Here is a 15,563-nt window from a genome sequence, read left to right as displayed (position 1 = left end):
GCTCCGACCGACCTGCTACGGCGTCGTCTTCAGCACGTGTGTGGTGTCCGTGCCGAGGGCGGCGCCGTCGGCGTCGGCGGGCACGAACTCCGGTACTGGCGTGCCGTGTTGGTCGACCAGGACGGAATGCTCCTCCCCGGGCGCGAAGGCGTGCCGCTCGCCCCACTGCCGCAGCGTGAGGATGACCGGGAAGAGCGCGCGGCCCGCGTCCGTGAGCACGTACTCCTGGCGCCGGCCCGTCGGCGCGGTGCGCTGGGCGAGGACCCCGTGAGCGGTCAGCTTGCGGAGGCGGTCGGTGAGGATGTTGCGGGCGATTCCGGTCCGGCGCTGGAACTCGGTGAACGACCGCGCCCCGTCCATCGCGTCGCGCACGACGAGCAGGCTCCACCGGTCGCCGACGAGGTCGAGCGTGCGGGCGACGGGGCACTCGGGATCGGTCCAGTCGAGGTTCGGGGCGCTCATGGTGGTGCGTGTCATGACACCTCCCATTGGGTTGCGGATTGAAACCATCATGCCGTACCGTCAAAACGGTTGCAATCTGCTACCGATCTCGATGGGAGCGCTATGAACATGTGGCGGCGGTTACTGCTGGCGATGATCTGCGGTGTCGCGGTGGCGAGCATCTACGCCGCGCAGCCGGTCCTCGAACCGATGGGCCGCGACCTCGGCGTCTCGGCGGAACTCGCCGGGTGGATCGTCGCGACCAGCCAGTTCGGCTACCTCGCCGGACTCCTGCTGCTCGTGCCGCTCGGCGATGTGGTCGACCGGCGCCGCCTCATCGCCGTCCACCTGGCGGTCACCGCCGTGGGCCTCGCCCTGACGGCCGTGGCGTCGGCCGCCTGGCTGGCGTTCGTGGGGCTCGCGACCGCCGGCCTGTTCGCGGTCGTCGTGCAGACCACGGTGGCGTACGCCGCCTCCGTCTCGCCGCTCGCCGAACGCGGCCGGAACATCGGCGTCGTCACCTCGGGCGTCGTGGTCGGCATCCTGGGCGCCCGGGTCGTCACCGGCGCGCTCGCCGAGCTGTGGGGCTGGCGGAGCGTGTACGCCGTCCTCGCGGTGCTCTCCCTCGCCCTCGCGGCCCTCGTCCTCGTCGCCCTGCCGTCGGAGGAGCGCGTCCAGCCGCCGGTGGCGTACCGGCAGGTCGTCGCCTCGCTGGGCGGACTGTTCACGGAGCGCGTCGTCCTGACGCGCGGGCTCATCGCGTTCTTCCTGTTCGCCTCGTTCGGCACCCTGTGGAGCGGGCTCTCGCTGCCGCTCGCGGACGCGCCGTGGGAGCTGAGCGAGAGCCAGATCGGCCTGTTCGGCATCGCCGGACTCGCCGGCGCGCTCGGCGCGGCCCGCGCGGGCCGCTGGGCGGACGCGGGCCGGGCGGTCCCGGTCACCGGGTTCGCGTTCGCCCTGCTCCTCGTCTCCTGGGCGGCGATCGCCCAGCTGCCGTGGTCGCTGTGGCTGCTCATCGTCGGGATCGTGGTGCTCGACTTCGCGGTCCAGGCCGTCCACGTGAGCAACCAGCACCTGCTCACCGCCACGCATCCGGACCGCGTCAGCAGCGTCATCGGCGGCTACATGGTCTTCTACTCGCTCGGCTCCGCCCTCGGCGCGGCCGCGACCACCGCGCTCTTCACCTCGTACGGCTGGACGGGCTCCAGCCTCCTCGGGGCCGGGTTCGCGTTCTGCGGCCTCGTCGTCTGGGCGGCGAGCAGGGGAGTGGCCCGCGAGGCGGCGCACATCCCGACGGGCGCGGAGGAGGTACGGGAGGAGGCTCACCGAGCCAAGGCTCTCTGAGCGCCTCCCGCGCCCCCAGGGCGTCGCGCAATGGGCTCCGGCCCGGTTCCCGGTGTTCCTCCCCCGTCACCGGGAGTCGGACCCGAGCCCACTGCGCGACGCCCTCCGTCGTGACGCGGAACCTTTCCTGGCCCCGATGGCTTCCTTAAGCGGACCCTAAGAATCCCAACCCCCGTCCACTCATGGGTATTTGTCCGATTCCCTGTCGCTAGCGTGCTGCCGCACCCGAGTTCCACCCCACCCCCGGCACACAGAGGCAGGCACGCGATGAGCACCACCACTTCGCACCGGCGCAGGACGAGCGGCAGGACGAAGGTCATCGGCGCGGTCGTCACGGCGGCGGTGATCGGCGGCGCGGCCTTCGCCCTCACCGGCACCGCGCAGGCCGCCGCCGTGGGCGCCGCGTACACCCGGACCAGCTCCTGGACCGGCGGCTACACCGGCCAGTACGTCGTCACCAACGAGACCTCCAGCGTCCAGTCGGGGGGCTGGACGCTGGAGTTCGACCTGCCCGCGGGGACGACGATCGGCTCGCTCTGGAACGGCGAGCACACCGTCTCCGGCCGGCACGTCACGGTGAAGCCCGCGAGCTGGAACAAGGTCCTCGCCCCCGGCCAGTCCGTCACCGTCGGCTTCGTGACCTCGGCTGCGGGCCAGGCGGGCGACCCCGCCAACTGCCTCATCAACAAGGCCTCCTGCTCCGTCGGCGGCGCCACCCCGACCCCGAGCGGCCGCCCCACCACGCCGCCCACCGCCACCGCGAGCCCCTCCGCCCCGGCGACCCCCACCGCGAAGCCGTCGACCAGCACCCCGCCGGCCCCGACGACCACGGCTCCCACCCCCACCCCGACCGGGACCCCGGCGGCAGGGGCCGCGAAGTTCGCGCCGTACGTCGACACCTCCCTCTACCCGGCGTACGACCTGCTCGCGACCGCCGACGCCACCGGGGTCAAGGAGTTCAACCTCGCCTTCATCACCTCCGGCGGCTCCTGCGCCCCGCTCTGGGGCGGCGTGACCGACCTGGCCAACGACAAGGTGGCCGCCCAGATCGGAGCCCTGCGGGCCAAGGGCGGCGACGTCCGCGTCTCCTTCGGCGGCGCCGCCGGTCACGAACTGGCCCTGAACTGCGCGAACTCCGCCGACCTCGCGGCCGCCTACGGCAAGGTCGTCGACCGGTACAAGCTCACCAAGGTCGACTTCGACATCGAGGGCGCCGCCCTGCCGGACACCGCCGCCAACACCCGGCGCTCCCAGGCGATCGCCCAGCTCCAGAAGTCCCACCCCGGCCTGAACGTCTCCTTCACCCTGCCGGTCATGCCCGAGGGCCTGACCCAGCCGGGCGTGGACCTGCTCGCCGACGCCAAGCGCAACGGCGTCCGCGTCGACGCCGTCAACATCATGGCGATGGACTACGGACCGGCCTACAGCGCCGACATGGGGACGTACGCCATCCAGGCCGCCACCGCCACCCAGGCCCAGATCAAGGGCGTCCTCGGCCTCTCCGACGCCGCCGCCTGGAAGGCCGTCGCCGTGACCCCGATGATCGGCGTCAACGACGTGACGACCGAGATCTTCAAGGTCGACGACGCCACCCAGCTGGTCGACTTCGCGAAGTCCAAGGGCATCGGCTGGCTCTCGATGTGGTCCTCGACCCGCGACAAGCAGTGCGCGGCCGGCGCGGTCAACCACGCGGACGCCACCTGCTCCTCGATCCTCCAGCAGCCCCTGGCCTTCACCAAGGCCTTCGCCGCCTACAAGTAGCGAGCCCAGGACCCCCCTGTCCCCCCACCCACGCGCGCCCCGGCCGGAGCCCTACCCTCCGGCCGGGGCGCGCCCCTTGAGAACCCCGGCTCACCCCTTCACCGCGCCCCGCATGATCCCGCCGACGATCTGCCGCCCGAACACCACGAACACCACCAGCAGCGGCAGCGTCCCGAGCAGCGCCCCCGCCATGATCACCGACGGGTCCGGGACGTAGCCCCGCCCGAGCCCCGCGAGCGCCACCTGGACCGTCGGGCTGCCGTTCTGGGTCAGCGCGATCACCGGCCAGAAGAAGTCGTTCCAGGCCATCACGAACGACAGCATCCCCAGCACCGCCATCGCCGGCCGCGCGGCCGGGAACACCACGTGCCAGACGATCCGCAGCGTGCCCGCCCCGTCCGTCCTGGCCGCCTCGATCAGCTCCGTGGGCAGCGCCCGGCTCAGGTGCTGGCGCATGAAGAAGACCCCGAAGGCGGAGACGAGCGCCGGCAGCACGACGGACTGCAGCCGGTCGGTCCACGACACCTCGGCGATCAGCATGAACAGCGGTACGACGGCCAGCTGCGGCGGCACCATCATCGTGCCGATCACCACGAGCAGCAGCCCGTTCCTGAACCGGAACCGCAGCTTGGCGAAGGCGAAGCCGGCCAGCGTCGAGAAGAGCACCGTGCCCGCCGCCACCGCACCCGCGACGACCGTGGTGTTGAGCAGCGCCACCCCCAGATTGGCGTCCGTCCAGGCCGTGGAGAGGTTCGCGGGCAGGTTCCCGCCGAACCAGAGCGGCGGCGGGGTCCTGGCGAGCCGCGTGGTGTCCCGCGAGGCCGCGACCGCCGTCCACAGCAAGGGGAAGAGAGACCCGGCGGTGAAGAGGACGAGCAGGGCGTACACCGGCCACCCGGCCGCCCGCGACGCGGCACGCATCAGGACTCCTCCCGCCCGGCGAACCACGGCCGCAGCAGCCGCGCCACCGCGCCGATCAGCAGCAGGATCAGGAACATGGCCCAGGCGATCGCCGACGCCCGCCCCAGATGGTGGTTCACCCACCCCTGCTCGTACAGATAGAGACCCAGCGTCTGGTACTGGTGGTCCGCCCCGCCCGTGGCCCCGGCGCCCCCGTTGAAGAGCAGCGGCTCCCCGAAGAGCTGCGTCGCGCCGATCGTCGAGACCACGACCGTGAAGAGGATCGTCGGCCGCAGCCCCGGCACCGTCACATGGACGAACTGCCGCCACCGCGAGGCCCCGTCGAGCTCCGCCGCCTCGTACAGCTCGCGCGGGATCGACTGCATCGCCGCCAGATAGATCAGCGCGTTGTAGCCCGTCCAGCGCCAGATCACGATCGTCGACACCGCGACCCGCGAGGCCCACGTCCCGTTCTGCCAGTCCACCGGCCCGAACCCGACCGCCCCGAGCACCCAGTTGACCAGCCCGTGGTCCCGCCCGAAGAGCAGCACGAAGACCAGCGTGGCCGCGGCCACCGAGGTCGCGTACGGAGTCAGGGCCGCGACCCGGAAGAACGTACGGCCGCGCAGCCGGGAGTTGAGCAGATGCGCGAGGCCGAGCGCGATCAGCAGCTGCGGAACGGTCGACAGGACACCGATGGTGACCGTGTTCCCCAGCGCGTTCCAGAAGAAGTCGTCGCTCAGGAGCCGGGTGAAGTTCCGCGCCCCCACCCACTCCATCCGGTCCGGCGCGGTCAGCTCGACCCGGTGCAGCGAGGCCCAGCCGGTGTAGAGGAGCGGGAAGAGCCCGAAGGCGGCGAAGAGCACGAAGAAGGGGGCGACCAGCGCGTACGGCCCGTAGCGCAGGTCCCGCCGATGCCGCCGGGCGCGCTGGGTCGCCTCCTTCGTCCGGCGCGCGGGTGCTTCCAGCGGGGGTACGGCGACGTCGACCTCGGCCTCGGTCATCGGGTCACCGGTCCAGGGCGTTGTCGATCGTCTTCACGGCCGCGTCCCAGCCGGCCCGCGGCGGCCGCCCCTTCTGGTCGACCTGGAGCATCCCGATGTCGGCCAGGTTCTGCGCGATGACCGCGTCCTTCGGACCGGTGACCGCGACCGGCACGCCCCGGGCGGCCGCCGCGAAGATCGCGCCGACGGGCGCGCCGCCGAAGTAGGCGTGCCGGGCCCCGGAGACGGCGGGCAGGGCGAGGGCGGCCGAGGAGCTGGGGAAGCTGCCCCGCCGCGCGAAGAGCGTCGCCTGCTGGGCGGGCGCGGTCAGCCAGGCCACCAGCTTCACCGCCTCGGCCCGGTGCTTCCCGGCCGACGGTACGACGAGGAAGGAGCCGCCCCAGTTGCCGGGCCGGGGCGCCGCCGCCACGTCCCACGCGCCCCGGCCTGCGGGCCCGGCCTTGTCCTGGATGTAGCCGAGCATCCAGGCCGGGCAGGAGACCGTGGCGAACCGGCCGTTGGCGTACGCCTGGTCCCAGGCGGGCGTGAACTGCTGGAGCCTGGCCGTCAGGCCCCCGGTGGCGAAGGCGGCGGCCAGGTCCCAGGCGCGTTTCACCGCCGGGTTGTCCTTGTAGACGACCTCGCCGCTGGTGTCGTAGAAGCGGCGGGGGCTGCTTCCGGTGATCGCGGCCATCACCCCGGAGGCGGAGTCGACGAAGGCGACCCCGGCGGGCGCGGCGGCCTTGAACCGCCGGCCGACGTCCAGGTACTTCTGCCAGTCCCCGGCCCAGAGCCGCCCGACGGCGGCCCGGTCGGTGGGAAGCCCGGCCTTGGCGAAGAGGTCCTTGCGGTAGCAGACGGCCTGCGGCCCGATGTCCGTGCCCAGGGCGACCGTTCGGCCGTTCCGGTCGGTGCCCTGCGCCCATTTCCAGGGCAGGAAGGCGTTCTTGTCGACGCCGCTCGCCCGGCCGAGGTCTTCGAGCCGGTGCCCCTGGGTGGTGGTGACCTCGGCGATGTTGTTCACCTCGACGGCCTGCACGTCGGCGAGGCCGGAGTCGGAGACGAGGTGGGTGAGGAGCTGCGGGTAGTAGTTCTCGTTCCGCTCGATCGAGGTCTGCCGGACGGTGATCCCGGGGTGGAGCCGCATGTACGTGTCGTAGAGCCCGGCCTCCTTCAGGCCGAAGGCCCCGAACACCCCGACGGTGAGCGTGGTCCGCCCGGGCTGCTCGGCGGGGCCCGCGGCGCACCCGGTCGGCAGCGCGCCGGCGAGCACGGCGGCGACGGCGACGGCGGTACGACTCCTCCGCATGACGGCCTTCCGGTGCCGGGGCGTGGTGACCGTCGTCACGTTAGGCGCCGCCCCCGCCCCGCACCTCGGGGGCGCCGCGCGCGCTCACCCGAAGGGCCCCGGAAAACGACCGAGGCCCCGGTTCTTTCGAACCGGGGCCTCGACCTTCAGGGTGAGTGACGGGACTCGAACCCGCGGCATCCTGGACCACAACCAGGTGCTCTACCAGCTGAGCTACACCCACCATGACCGGCGGTTTCCCGAAGGTTTCCCCGACCGGCCGAGAAGAAGTCTACAGGGTCCGGGAGGGTGCTCGCGCCCGCATTCGACCCGGGGGCGTCAGAGGTGCGTCAGGGGCGCGAGCAGGGCGTCCCAGAGGGTGTGGGCTACTCCGGGGGCAGGACGTGGCGGGCCGCGATCTGCTTCGCCGTGTCCGAGTCGGGCCCGGGCTGCGGGACGAAGATCGCCTCGCGGTAGTAGCGCAGCTCGGCGATGGACTCGCGGATGTCGGCGAGCGCGCGGTGGTTGCCGCTCTTCTCCGGGCTGTTGAAGTACGCCCTCGGGTACCAGCGGCGGGCCAGCTCCTTGACCGAGGAGACATCGACGATCCGGTAGTGCAGGTGGCTCTCCAGGGCCGGCATGTCCCGCGAGAGGAAGCCCCGGTCGGTGGAGACCGAGTTCCCGCACAGCGGCGCCTTGCCGGGCTCCTTGACGTGCTCGCGCACGTAGGCGAGGACCTGCGCCTCGGCGTCGGCGAGGGTCGTGCCCTCGGCCAGGGCGTCGAGGAGGCCGGAGGAGGTGTGCATCTGGCGCACGATCTCGGGCATGGTCTCCAGCGCCGCTTCCGGCGGCCGGATGACGATGTCCACGCCGTCGCCGAGCACGTTCAGTTCCGAGTCGGTGACCAGCGCGGCCACCTCGATGAGTGCGTCGTCCGTCAACGAGAGCCCGGTCATCTCGCAGTCGATCCACACCATGCGATCGTTCATGCGTCCTACCTTAGGGCCTGCTCTTTGGTTCGGACCCGTACGCCGGCGGGCGCCCGGGAGAGGTTCTCCCCGGGCGCCCGCCGGTTTTCTCGGTGCGCGGCTTGTGGCACGCGGTCTGGTCGGCCCCTAGGGGGCGCTGCGCTGGCCCGGGAGGGCCGGTCGCCCGGAGGCGTACGCGTCGGAGTGCGGCTTCCCCGGGTCGAGCGGCCCGCCGGGCCGTCGGCCCACCGGCATGCCGCCCTGCGACGGCACCAGCGGGTCGAGGACCGTCACGGGCTCGGCCTGCGGGCGCCGAGCCCGGTAGGCCGCGCGGTACGCGGCCGGCGAGGAGCCGAGCTGGCGGCGGAAGTGCCCGCGCAGCGCGACCGGCGACCGGAAGCCGCAGCGTCCCGCGACCTCGTCGACCGAGTAGTCGGAGGTCTCGAGCAGCCGCTGCGCCTGGAGCACCCGCTGGGTGATCAGCCACTGGAGCGGGGCGGACCCCGTCAGTGAGCGGAAGCGCCGGTCGAACGTACGCCGTGACATGTACGCACGGGCCGCGAGCGTCTCCACGTCGAACTGCTCGTGGAGGTGCTCCAGGGCCCAGGCGACGACCTCGGCGAGCGGGTCGGCGCCGATCTCCTCGGGCAGGGACCTGTCGAGGTAGCGCTCCTGGCCGCCGCTGCGCCGCGGCGGGACGACCAGTCGGCGCGCGAGCGCGCCGGCGGCCTCCGCGCCGTGGTCGGTCCGCACGATGTGCAGACACAGGTCGATGCCGGCCGCGGTGCCGGCCGAGGTCAGCACGTCCCCGTCGTCGACGAAGAGCTCCCGCGGGTCCACATGGACCGACGGATAGCGCTTGGCGAGCGTCGGCGCGTACATCCAGTGTGTGGTGGCCGGGCGGCCGTCGAGCAGCCCGGCGGCGGCGAGCACGAACGCGCCGGTGCACAGCCCGACGATCCGCGCGCCTTCTTCGTGTGCCCGGCGCAGCGCTTCGAGTGCTTCCGGCGGTGGCGGCGAGGTGATCGACCGCCAGGCCGGTACGACGACGGTTCCGGCGCGACTGATCGCGTCCAGGCCGTACGGCGCGGTCAGTTCGAGGCCCCCTGTGGTCCGCAGCGGGCCTTCCTCACCGGCGCACACGAGCAGCCGGTAACGCGGTACTCCGGCGTCCTGCCGGTCGATTCCGAACACGGAGAGCGGGATGGAGCTCTCGAAGATGGGGCCGCCACTGAACAGCAGCACCGCGACTACTTCGCGGCGGCGGCGCCCGGACAGCTTCCGTGCGGCCTCCGTAACGGCGGAGTCCTGGCTCATGACGCTAAGCCCCCCTCGGTGTTCGCGTCTCCCTGGTCCTGTCGCTCCTGCACGATTCCCCTCGGTTTTGCACGAGACCCCAGTCTTCGATACCCATGATCGAATCTACTGTGTTCCGTAGTGCCGACGTGCCACGTTCTCCATCCAGCACATTGTCGACAAGGCAACTTGGCGCGAAGCATTCGATCACGAAGCGTTCCACTCGTGGGCCGCGCAGGGAAGTGCGCGTGGCTCGCATGGCCCGTCCCCGTAGGGTGCGGAGGCCCGGCGCACGCCTTTCCGGCCTGGTGGCACGGGGGTTGAGGGGTCATTCCGCCAAGGACGCGCCGACATCTGGAACTTGGCTGAAAACATATGGGCGTGGGCGTGCGAATACGTCAGCTTCGCGAGGGACGCGTCACCCGTGACGGTGGTTTCGGCCGCCGTGCGAGCGACGTGCGCGGGGTGCCGCCGTCTCGGCCCGCAGACCCCGCTCCGAGCGGCGCAGGAGCACCCGGCAGACCGCCGTCACGGCCGCGAGCCCGAGCGCCGTTCCGGCGGCGCCGCCCAGCGAGGTGCCGTAGACCACGAGGACGACCGGGACGAGGACGCAGCAGAAGACCGCCCACCGGACGACATCGCCCGCCGACTCCGTGGGGGCCGCGGACACGACGGGCGCGGGGCGGCCGGCGGGTCGGTCGGCGGGGACGCGGTCGAGGGGAAGGTCGTCGGGGCGGGCGGTGGCGGCGGCCGTTGGTGCGGGCACGGGCGGGGCTCCCTGCGACGGTGACTGGACCTGTGGGAACGACAAGCGGAACGTTCCGGTCACTCTCGCGGGCCTCCGTTCGGCCCCCGTACGGACCCCGTAGGGACCCCTGGCGGGGCCTCGGAGGGGCACGGAAAGGACAGCTGTAGGGGACAGGCGGCATTGCCATAACGGGACGGGCTCGTGCATGCTCCCTGGAACGCCGTGCGAGCGCTGTGTGCGGGCCCTGGACGGCTCTGGGCAGGAGAGGAGTGTCGCCGTACCCTTGGGGGTATGGGCTTGGGAAGATGATTCCCGGACACAGCTCCGCCGCCAACCGTTGCTCCGTACGACGCAGACGTATAGGTATACGACGTTCTCCCGTTTCCCTTCCCACGAGGATCTTCTTCGCCGAGACACCGATGGCCGGTCACGAATTCCCCGAACCCGCGGACCGCAAGCGCGTCGCCGATTCCACGGTCGACCCCCTCGCGGTCGAACAGCCACGCCACTCCTGCGATCCCGCCTTCCGCCACGGAGTGGTCGTCGGTTTCGACGGCTCGACCTCCAGTGAGCGAGCCCTCGCCTACGCCATCGGCATGGCCAAACGATCCGGCTCCGGCCTGATCATCGTGCATGTCGCCAACCGGCTCCCCACCACCGTCTGGGCGGGCTGCGAGCCGCCGGTCTTCGTCGACGTCCCCGACCACCGCACCGAGGTGCTCGGTCTGGAGCTCGCCTGCGCGGACTATCTGGCCGAGGTGCCCTGGATCCTCGTCGAGCGCGGCGGCGACATCTGCCACGAGCTGGAGGAGGTCGGCCGGGAGTACTCCGCCGACGCGATCGTGGTCGGCTCGACGCACGGGATCGTCGGCCGCATCTTCGGCTCGGTGGCCGGCCGGCTCGCCAAGCGCGCGCAGCGGCCCGTGATCGTCATCCCCTGACGCGCTTCACTTCCTCGACGCTTCGTCAACTCCCTTCGTACGGCGATAATTTCTGGCCACGAAAGGTGATTTGTGTGCTTGTGAAGGGTACTTAAATGTCACCGGATCAAGCAGCTCACGCAGCACAACTGCCCACTTGAAGGGAGCCCGCCGTGGACAAAGACGTCGCCGCGGGAAACACGACCTCCACTCTCGGCCACCTCGCGCTCGGACTGACCCTGCTGGCCTTCGGCATCGGCAGCACCGGCGTCATCGACAACGTCGCGGCGTCGGACGCCGCATCCCTCGCCACCTGGGTCGGCGGGGTGGCGCTCTTCCTCGTCGGCCTGCTCGCCCTGCGTGCCGGCAACGGCGGTGAGGGCACGGCCTATTCGGCGCTCGGTGCGTTCTGGTTCACCTGGGGGACCGGAGTCGGCGACGGCGGCTCGGCCGAGGCCACCGGTCTCTTCCTGCTGCTGTGGGCGCTCCTGGCGCTCACGCTGACCATGGCGGCCGCGGGCAGCGGTCTGTTCGGACAGGGTGTCTACGGGCTGCTGTTCGTCGCGCTGCTGCTGCTCGGCATCGGCGCACTCGCCGACAACGGCGGTCTGGCGAAGGCGGGCGGCTGGGTCGCCGCGCTGGCGGGTCTGGCGGCCTGGTACGGCGCGACGGCGGCGGTGGCCCACTGGCCGACCTCGCTGAGCCGCTCGGGCCGCAGCGCGGCCACGGCGAGCTGACACAGGAGGGCTGACAAAAGAGCGGTCCCCGCGCACGAGGTGCGCGGGGACCGCTCTGTGTGTCCGGCCGGGCGTCCGCCCTTCCGGGGACAGGTCCGGAAGGCGGGCGGACGGGCTTTCCCGGCCGTGGTCGAGAGCTCCGGGTGACAGGCCCGGACAGCTGCTACTCGACCGTGACGGACTTGGCCAGGTTGCGCGGCTTGTCGATGTCGCGGCCCATGGCGAGCGCCGTGTGGTAGGCGAGGAGCTGGAGCGGGATGCCCATCAGGATCGGGTCCAGCTCGTCCTCGTTCTTCGGGACGACGATGGTGTGGTCGGCCTTGGCCTGCTCCTGGTGCGCGACCGCGAGGATGCGGCCGCTGCGGGCCTTGATCTCCTCCAGGGCGGCGCGGTTCTTCTCCAGCAGGTCGTCGTCGGGGACGATCGCGACCGTCGGCAGAGCCGGCTCGATGAGCGCGAGCGGGCCGTGCTTCAGCTCGGAGGCCGGGTACGCCTCGGCGTGGATGTACGAGATCTCCTTGAGCTTCAGGGAGGCCTCGAGGGCGACGGGGTAGCCCCGCACGCGGCCGATGAACATCATCGACTGGGCGCCCGCGTACTCCGCGGCGATCTTCTTGATCTCTTCCTCGGTCTCGAGGATCTCGCTGATCTGGCCGGGCAGCTTGCGCAGGCCCTCGATGATCCGCTTGCCGTCGGTGACCGACAGGTCGCGGATGCGGCCGAGGTGCAGGGCGATCAGCGCGAAGGCGGTCACCGTGTTGGTGAAGCACTTGGTGGAGACGACGCAGACCTCGGGGCCCGCGTGCACGTACACGCCGCCGTCGGCCTCGCGGGCGATGGCGGAGCCGACCACGTTGACGACGCCGATGACGCGGGCGCCCTTGCGCTTCAGCTCCTGCACGGCGGCGAGCACGTCGTACGTCTCACCGGACTGGGAGACGGCGATGTACAGGGTGTCGGGGTCCACGACCGGGTTGCGGTAGCGGAACTCCGAGGCCGGCTCGGCGTCGGCGGGGATGCGGGCCATGGACTCGATGAGCCCGGCGCCGATGAGACCGGCGTGGTACGAGGTGCCGCAGCCGAGGATCTTGATCCGGCGGATCGAGCGGGCCTCGCGGGCGTCCAGGTTCAGGCCGCCCAGGTGGACGGTGGAGAACCGGTCGTCGATCCGGCCGCGCAGCACGCGGTCGACCGCGTCGGGCTGCTCGGAGATCTCCTTGTGCATGTACGTGTCGTGGCCGCCCATGTCGTAGGAGGCGGCCTCCCACTCCACGGTCTCCGGGGTGGCCGTCGTGGTGGCGCCCGAGGTCGTGTACGTACGGAAGTCGTCGGCCTTGAGGGTGGCCATCTCGCCGTCGTCGAGGGTGACGACCTGGCGGGTGTGGGCGATCAGGGCGGCGACGTCGGAGGCGACGAACATCTCCTTCTCGCCGATGCCGAGGACGACCGGGGAGCCGTTGCGGGCCACCACGATGCGGTCGTTGAAGTCGGCGTGCATGACGGCGATGCCGTAGGTGCCCTCGATGACCTTGAGCGCCTCGCGGACCTTCTCCTCCAGGGTGGTGGCCTGGGAGCGGGCGATGAGGTGGGTGATGACCTCGGTGTCGGTCTCGGACGCGAAGACGACGCCGTCGGCCTCCAGCTTGGCGCGGAGCTCCTGGGCGTTGTCGACGATGCCGTTGTGGACGACCGCGACCTTGTTCTCGGGGTCCATGTGCGGGTGCGAGTTGATGTCGCTCGGCGCGCCGTGGGTGGCCCAGCGGGTGTGGGCGATGCCGGTGGTGCCGGTGAAGCGCTTGGGGACACGGGCCTCCAGGTCACGGACCCGGCCCTTGGCCTTGACCATCTTCAGGCCGGTGGCCTTCGGGCTGGTGATGACGATGCCGGCGGAGTCGTACCCCCGGTACTCCAGCCGCTGCAGGCCTTCCAGCAGCAGCGGGGCGACGTCGCGCTTTCCGATGTAACCGACGATTCCGCACATATAGGTGTCAACCCTCCAAGTTGGTGTGTGTGCCCGGCCGTGACCCGGTCGGCGTCACCCGTAGACGATGCGGCGCAGCTGCCGGAGCGAGAGCTCCGGTGGCGCCACCGCGCGGTGCGGCAGCTCGGCCGCGATGCGCTCGAAGATCTCGGCGTTCACCGCGCCACCGGACTGCAGCTCGCGGTGGCGGCGGCGGACGAAGTCCTCGGTCGACTCGTCGAAGTACGCCAGCACGTCGAGCACCACCCGGGCGGCCTCCCCGCGCTGGAGCGCGGTGCTGCGCACCAGGTGGTCGATGAGGTCGTCATGCGACGGGCGGCGATCGAGCACCCGAGAATACTGAGGGGTCACCCCCATTCTTCGCAAGAATCCTGCCCGAATTCGGGCAGGCGCCTTCATGATCACCGCCCTGAGGGCGAAATTGGTCTACACCTTGACCGCTGAAGTGGTGCACGGTACGCATGGTGACTGTTCGGATACGCATATCCACAGCCGTAAAGCCCGACGAAGTTGATCGACGTTCATTGACGTTCATCGAAAGGGACCCATGTCTGTGAGACAGCGCAGAACGCTTCCCCGCCTCCTCGGCGCCGCACTGCTCCTCGCGGCGGCCGGCATCTCCTCCGTCGGAGCCGCCCCCGTCTCCCACTCCGCCGCCGACTCCACGACCCGCCCGCTCGGCCAGGTCGTCCCCGTCCCGGCCTCCGTGGCCCCGGCCGGACAGCCGTACACGCTCACCTCCGCCACCCGCATCCGGATCGACGAGGACTCCCGCGACTCCCGCGCCGTCGCCGACTACCTCGCCGGCATCCTGCGCCCGTCCACCGGCCTCTCCCTGCGCGTCGTCGACGAGCACGACGCGAGCGGCGGCATCCGACTCCGCCTCAGCGGTGCGGAGACGTCCCTCGGCGACGAGGGCTACCGGCTGCAGTCGGGACGGGACGGCGTCACCCTCACGGCCCACCGGCCCACCGGCCTCTTCCGCGGCGTCCAGACCCTGCGCCAGCAGCTCCCGGCGGCCGTCGAGAAGAAGACCAGGCAGCCCGGCCCCTGGAAGGTCGCCGGCGGCACCATCACCGACACCCCGCGCTACGCCTACCGCGGCGCGATGCTCGACGTCTCCCGGCACTTCTTCACCGTCGAGCAGGTCAAGCGGTACATCGACCAGCTCGCCCTCTACAAGATCAACAAGCTGCACCTGCACCTCTCCGACGACCAGGGCTGGCGCATCGCCATCGACTCCTGGCCCCGGCTCGCCACCTACGGCGGCTCCACCCAGGTCGGCGGCGGCCCCGGCGGCTACTACACCAAGGCCGACTACAAGGAGATCGTCCGCTACGCCGCCTCCCGCCACCAGGAGGTCGTCCCCGAGATCGACCTGCCGGGCCACACCAACGCGGCCCTCGCCTCCTACGCCGAGCTGAACTGCGACGGCGTCGCCCCGCCGCTCTACACCGGCACCGCCGTCGGCTTCAGCTCCCTGTGCGTGCCGAAGGAGATCACGTACGACTTCGTGGACGACGTCATCCGCGAACTCGCCGCGCTCACCCCCGGCACGTACCTCCACATCGGCGGCGACGAGGCGCACTCCACGCCCCACGCGGACTACGTGGCCTTCATGGAGCGGGTCCAGCCGATCGTCGCGAAGTACGGCAAGACCGTCGTCGGCTGGCACCAGCTCACCGGCGCCGTGCCCGCCCAGGGCGCCCTCGCCCAGTACTGGGGCCTCGACCGGACCAGTGCGGCGGAGAAGGAGCAGGTCGCGGCGGCCGCGCGGAACGGCACCGGGCTGATCCTCTCGCCCGCCGACCGGGTCTACCTCGACATGAAGTACACCAAGGACACCAAGCTGGGCCTCGCCTGGGCCGGCTACGTCGAGGTCCAGCGCTCCTACGACTGGAACCCGGCCGCCTACCTCCCCGGCGCGCCCGCCGAGGCGGTCAAGGGCGTCGAGGCGCCGCTGTGGACGGAGACCCTCTCCGAGAACGCGCACATCGACCAGATGGCCTTCCCGCGCCTGCCGGGCGTCGCCGAACTGGGCTGGTCCCCGGCGGCGACGCACGACTGGGAGACGTACAAGACGCGACTGGCCGCGCAGGGGCCGCGGTTCGAGGCCCTCGGGATCGACTACTACCGGTCGCCTCAGGTTCCGTGGCCGGCTGAGTAGACAGCAGCGCGGGCCGGGTGGAGGACCGT

14 protein-coding genes and 1 tRNA gene are annotated in these 15,563 nt (G+C 71.4%); 5 read left to right on the top strand and 10 right to left on the bottom strand.

What is annotated here, in order from left to right; translation table 11 throughout:
- Window positions 1–15 precede the first annotated feature (15 nt).
- Entirely contained in the window at window positions 16–477 is a 462-nt protein-coding gene (locus AB0F56_RS20595) for a helix-turn-helix domain-containing protein (protein ID WP_362011571.1), read from the bottom strand.
- A gap of 87 nt (window positions 478–564) precedes the next feature.
- Here AB0F56_RS20595 and AB0F56_RS20590 point away from each other — a divergent pair, with 87 nt between their 5' ends.
- The gene (locus AB0F56_RS20590) at window positions 565–1,785 is read left to right on the top strand and encodes an MFS transporter (protein WP_362011569.1); all 1,221 of its coding nucleotides are present in this window, start codon (window positions 565–567) and stop codon (window positions 1,783–1,785) included.
- A gap of 267 nt (window positions 1,786–2,052) precedes the next feature.
- Complete coding sequence (locus tag AB0F56_RS20585) at window positions 2,053–3,546, top strand: cellulose binding domain-containing protein (RefSeq protein ID WP_362011566.1); 1,494 nt, start codon at window positions 2,053–2,055, stop codon at window positions 3,544–3,546.
- Between the two features lie 90 nt (window positions 3,547–3,636).
- On the opposite strand, the gene AB0F56_RS20580 is transcribed toward AB0F56_RS20585, so the two are convergent.
- From AB0F56_RS20580 to AB0F56_RS20550, 7 genes are all read right to left on the bottom strand, one after another.
- Entirely contained in the window at window positions 3,637–4,467 is an 831-nt protein-coding gene (locus AB0F56_RS20580; protein WP_362011563.1) for a carbohydrate ABC transporter permease, read from the bottom strand.
- The gene (locus tag AB0F56_RS20575; protein WP_362011560.1) at window positions 4,467–5,450 is read right to left on the bottom strand and encodes a sugar ABC transporter permease; all 984 of its coding nucleotides are present in this window, start codon (window positions 5,448–5,450) and stop codon (window positions 4,467–4,469) included. Before AB0F56_RS20575 ends, AB0F56_RS20580 begins: the two co-directional genes overlap by 1 nt.
- Window positions 5,451–5,454: 4 nt before the next feature.
- Entirely contained in the window at window positions 5,455–6,738 is a 1,284-nt protein-coding gene (locus AB0F56_RS20570; protein ID WP_362011978.1) for an ABC transporter substrate-binding protein, read from the bottom strand.
- Between the two features lie 150 nt (window positions 6,739–6,888).
- Window positions 6,889–6,961, bottom strand: a tRNA-His gene (locus tag AB0F56_RS20565).
- A 142-nt stretch (window positions 6,962–7,103) separates the two neighbouring features.
- On the bottom strand, window positions 7,104–7,706 hold the full coding sequence (orn, locus tag AB0F56_RS20560) for an oligoribonuclease (RefSeq protein ID WP_362011557.1): 603 nt from the start codon (window positions 7,704–7,706) through the stop codon (window positions 7,104–7,106).
- A gap of 126 nt (window positions 7,707–7,832) precedes the next feature.
- Window positions 7,833–9,002, bottom strand: coding sequence for a helix-turn-helix domain-containing protein (locus tag AB0F56_RS20555; protein WP_362011554.1), 1,170 nt, complete (start codon window positions 9,000–9,002; stop codon window positions 7,833–7,835).
- 397 nt (window positions 9,003–9,399) lie between these two features.
- On the bottom strand, window positions 9,400–9,651 hold the full coding sequence (locus AB0F56_RS20550; RefSeq protein WP_362011975.1) for a hypothetical protein: 252 nt from the start codon (window positions 9,649–9,651) through the stop codon (window positions 9,400–9,402).
- A 497-nt stretch (window positions 9,652–10,148) separates the two neighbouring features.
- On the opposite strand from AB0F56_RS20550, the gene AB0F56_RS20545 reads away from it, so the two are divergent.
- Complete coding sequence (locus AB0F56_RS20545; RefSeq protein ID WP_329120266.1) at window positions 10,149–10,670, top strand: universal stress protein; 522 nt, start codon at window positions 10,149–10,151, stop codon at window positions 10,668–10,670.
- 152 nt (window positions 10,671–10,822) lie between these two features.
- Window positions 10,823–11,386 (top strand): GPR1/FUN34/YaaH family transporter, encoded by a 564-nt coding sequence (locus AB0F56_RS20540; protein WP_362011551.1) that lies wholly within the window; start codon window positions 10,823–10,825, stop codon window positions 11,384–11,386.
- A 163-nt stretch (window positions 11,387–11,549) separates the two neighbouring features.
- On the opposite strand, the gene glmS is transcribed toward AB0F56_RS20540, so the two are convergent.
- Window positions 11,550–13,367 carry a glutamine--fructose-6-phosphate transaminase (isomerizing) gene (gene glmS / locus AB0F56_RS20535; RefSeq protein WP_362011548.1) on the bottom strand — a complete coding sequence of 606 codons (1,818 nt, stop codon included), beginning with the start codon at window positions 13,365–13,367 and terminating at the stop codon, window positions 11,550–11,552.
- 54 nt (window positions 13,368–13,421) lie between these two features.
- Window positions 13,422–13,697, bottom strand: a complete 276-nt coding sequence (locus tag AB0F56_RS20530; RefSeq protein ID WP_361969256.1) for a hypothetical protein — start codon at window positions 13,695–13,697, stop codon at window positions 13,422–13,424.
- Between the two features lie 223 nt (window positions 13,698–13,920).
- On the opposite strand from AB0F56_RS20530, the gene AB0F56_RS20525 reads away from it, so the two are divergent.
- Window positions 13,921–15,534, top strand: a complete 1,614-nt coding sequence (locus AB0F56_RS20525; RefSeq protein WP_362011545.1) for a beta-N-acetylhexosaminidase — start codon at window positions 13,921–13,923, stop codon at window positions 15,532–15,534.
- Window positions 15,535–15,563 lie beyond the last annotated feature (29 nt).

The sequence above is a fragment of the Streptomyces sp. NPDC026092 genome (assembly GCF_040638605.1).
GTDB lineage: Bacteria > Actinomycetota > Actinomycetes > Streptomycetales > Streptomycetaceae > Streptomyces.
The sequence above is the reverse complement of the archived record's forward strand: the minus strand, read 5'-3'. Positions and strand labels throughout refer to the sequence as shown.